The organism is Caulobacter sp. GW821-FHT11E11 (assembly GCF_058808315.1).
Map to the genome: position 1 here is coordinate 1 of NZ_JBXARO010000019.1, position 3,601 is coordinate 3,601.

Sequence of the window (3,601 nt, forward strand, 5' to 3'; positions counted from 1 at the left end):
CGCAAGTTCGTGGCCGAGGTCGCGCTGGTGGCGGTCAATCGCCGGGCCAGCGCCAAGAGCCCTGTGGGCGTGATGTCCCTGGCCGTGCGCCACGGCGACACGATCCAGGTTGTGGCCTCCGGCATGGACGCCGACGCCGCCATCGAAGCCATCGTGGACCTCATTGAAGGCGGCATGGGCGAGGGTGCTCCGATCCCTGCCAAAGCCTCCGTTTCTGCGTCCGTCGTTGAAGTGAGCGGCCCCACCGAGCTGCCCCGCGACGGCGTGCTGAAGGGCGTCCTGGCCGCACCGGGCCTGGCGATCGGCAAGGCCGTGCGGCTGGCGTCGTCGGACATCGTGGTGCGCGAAGCCGGCGAAGGCGTCGCCCACGAGGAAGCCGCCCTGACCGCCGCCATCGACAAGGTCCGCGCCAAGATCGAGGCCAACGCCGCCAAGGGCGACAAGGCCCGCAAGGCCATCCTCGGCGCCCACCTGGCCTTCCTGGAAGATCCCGAACTCTCCGCCGGCGCCCGCCGCCTGATCGGCGAGGGCAAGAGCGCCGGCTTTGCCTGGCGCACCGCCGTCGGTGGCTATGTCGAGGCCCTGCGCGGCCTGGGCGATCGTCGTCTCGCTGAACGCGTCGACGACCTCGTTGACCTTGAACGCCAAGTGCTGCGCGCGCTCACCGGCGAAGAGGACGACACCACCATCCTGCCGCCGGGCTCGATCCTGCTGGCCGACGAACTGCTGCCCTCGCAGCTGATGGGCGTGGATCCCGGCGTCGTGGCCGGCTTCGCCACCGCCCGCGGCGGCCCGACCTCGCACGTGGCGATCCTGGCGGCCGCCATGGGCATCCCGGCCCTGGTGGCTCTGGGTGGCGGCGTGCTCAGCGTCGAGGACGGCGCAGCGCTGATCCTGGACGCCGACAGCGGCACGCTGCGCGTGGCGCCCGACGCTCCGGCGCTGGAAGCCGCCCAGACGGCCCTGGCCCAACGCCAGGAGCGCCGCGCCGCCGCCAAAGCCGCCGCCCACGATCCGTGCGTGACCCTGGACGGGACCCGCATCGAGGTCTTCGCCAATACCGGCTCGATCAATGACGCCCTGGCCGCCGTGGCCAATGGCGCGGAAGGCAGTGGACTGCTGCGCACCGAGTTCCTGTTCCTGGATCGCGAAACCCCGCCGGACGAGGACGAACAGGCCCGCCAGTACCAGGCCATCGCCTCGGCCCTGGACGGCAAGCCGCTGATCATCCGTACGCTGGACGTCGGCGGCGACAAGGCCGCGCCGTACCTGCCGATCCCGACCGAAGAGAACCCGGCCCTGGGCCTGCGCGGCGTGCGCGTGTCGCTGTGGCGGCCGCACCTGCTCAAAACCCAGCTGCGCGCCATCCTGCGGGTCAAGCCCCTGGGCCAGTGCAAGATCATGGTCCCGATGATCGCCAGCCTGGACGAGCTGCGCGCCGTCCGCGCCGTGCTCGAAGAGGCCAAGCGCGAGCTGGGCGTGGTCGAGCGCATCGAGCTGGGGGTGATGATCGAGACACCCGCCGCCGCCGTCACCGCCGACCTGCTGGCCGCCGAGGCCGACTTCCTGTCGATCGGCACCAACGACCTGACGCAGTACGTCCTGGCCATGGACCGGGGTAATCCCGAGCTGGCCGCCCGCATCGACGCCATGCATCCCGCCGTGCTGCGGATGATCGATCAAACCTGCCGGGGCGCGGCGAAGCATCACCGCTGGGTGGGCGTCTGCGGAGGGCTGGCCTCCGACGTCGACGCCACCGCCATTCTGCTAGGCCTGGGCGTCACCGAGCTTTCGACGACGGCCAGCATCGCGCCGGAAGTGAAGGCCAAGGTCCGCACGCTCGATCTTTCGGCTTGCCGCGATCTCGCCCAGCAAGCCCTCCAGCAGACGTCTCCCGAGGCCGTGCGCGCCCTCGCCAAGACCTTCGGAGCCTGATCCTGATGAAGTCTCCGCTCGAGATCCTCCAGCCGCTGGGCCGGGCCCTGATGCTGCCGATCGCGGTCCTGCCGGTGGCGGGTCTGCTGCTGCGCCTGGGCCAGCCGGACCTGCTCGACATCGGCTTCATCGCCGCCGCCGGCGACGCGATCTTCTCCAACCTCGGTCTGCTGTTCGCCATCGGCGTCGCCGTGGGCCTGGCCAAGGAGAACAACGGCGCGGCTGGTCTCGCCGGCGTCGTCTGTTTCCTGATCGCCAGCGAAGGGGCCAAAGCCCTGCTGCACGTGCCGGCTGAAACGACGGCCGGGCTGATCGAGGCCCACGCGGCTTTGGCCGGCGCGGCCTACAAGGCCAAGGCGCTCGCCAAGCTCAGCGTGCCGATCGGCATTCTTTCCGGCGTGATCGGGGGGCTGTTTTACAACCGCTTCTCGGGCTTCAAGCTGCCGGAATACTTGGCCTTCTTCAGCGGCCGGCGCTTCGTGCCGATCATCTCGGGGTTAGCAGGCCTGCTGATGGCCGTGCTGATCGGCCTGGGCTACGACGGCATCAACGGGACAGTCGACGCCGCCAGCCGCGCCGTCGTCGGTTCGGGCGAGGTGGGGCTGCTGATCTACGGCTTCCTCAACCGCATCCTGATCGTCACCGGCCTGCACCACATCCTCAACAACATCGCCTGGTTCGTGGTGGGCGACTTCCACGGCGCGACCGGCGACCTGCGCCGCTTCTTCGCCGACGACCCCAGCGCCGGGGCGTTCATGAGCGGCTTCTTCCCGGTGATGATGTTTGGTCTGCCGGCCGCCTGCCTGGCCATGTACCACACCGCCCGCCCCGAGAAGCGAAAGGCCGTCGGCGGCATGCTGTTCTCGCTGGCCCTGACCTCGTTCCTGACCGGCGTCACCGAGCCGATCGAGTTCAGCTTCATGTTCCTGGCCCCGGCGCTCTATGCCGTCCACGCCATCCTGACCGGCGTGTCGATGGCGGCCATGGACCTGCTGCACGTCAAGCTGGGCTTCACCTTCTCGGCGGGGCTGTTCGACTACGTGCTGAACTTCGGCAAGGCCACCAACCCGCTGTGGCTGGTCCCGATCGGGGCGGTCTATGCAGGGGTCTATTACGGGCTCTTCCGGTTCTTCATCACCAAGTTCGACCTGAAGACCCCGGGCCGCGAGGCCGACGACGTGGCTGTCGTCCAGACCGCCACCGGCGGCGGACGCGGGGCCGACTTCGTCCAGGCCCTGGGCGGGGCGGGCAACCTGACCAGCGTCGACGCCTGCACCACCCGCCTGCGTCTGATCGTCGTCGACCAGGGCGCGGTCAATGAGCCGGCCCTGAAGGCGTTGGGCGCACGTGGCATCGTCAAGCCTTCCGACAAGGCGCTGCAGGTGGTGCTCGGCCCGATCGCGGACGGCGTCGCCGGCGAAATCCGCGAGGCCATGGGCGCGCCCGCGCCGGCCAAGCCCGCCGTCACCTCGGCCAAGGCCGCGCCGTCGGTGCTGCCCACCGTTGAGGATGACCGGAAGGCCCAGGCCCTCGCCGCCGCCCTGGGCGGGGCTGCCAACCTCAAGACCGTCGGCACCTGCTCCAGCCGCCTGCGGGTGGTGGTGAGTGATCCCGCCGCCATCGACGAGGCGGCGCTCGACGCCGCCGGCGTCCGAGGTGTCGTCCG

General features: G+C 70.2%; 2 protein-coding genes. Both read left to right on the forward strand.

Annotation, left to right across the window (positions count from 1 at the left end):
* On the forward strand, positions 1 to 1,935 hold a 1,935-nt coding region (gene ptsP / locus AC1RR5_RS26705; protein WP_492926801.1), incomplete at its 5' end, for a phosphoenolpyruvate--protein phosphotransferase.
* 5 nt (positions 1,936 to 1,940) lie between these two features.
* Positions 1,941 to 3,601, forward strand: a 1,661-nt coding sequence (nagE, locus tag AC1RR5_RS26710; protein WP_492926803.1) for an N-acetylglucosamine-specific PTS transporter subunit IIBC, incomplete at its 3' end; no start/stop codon positions are given.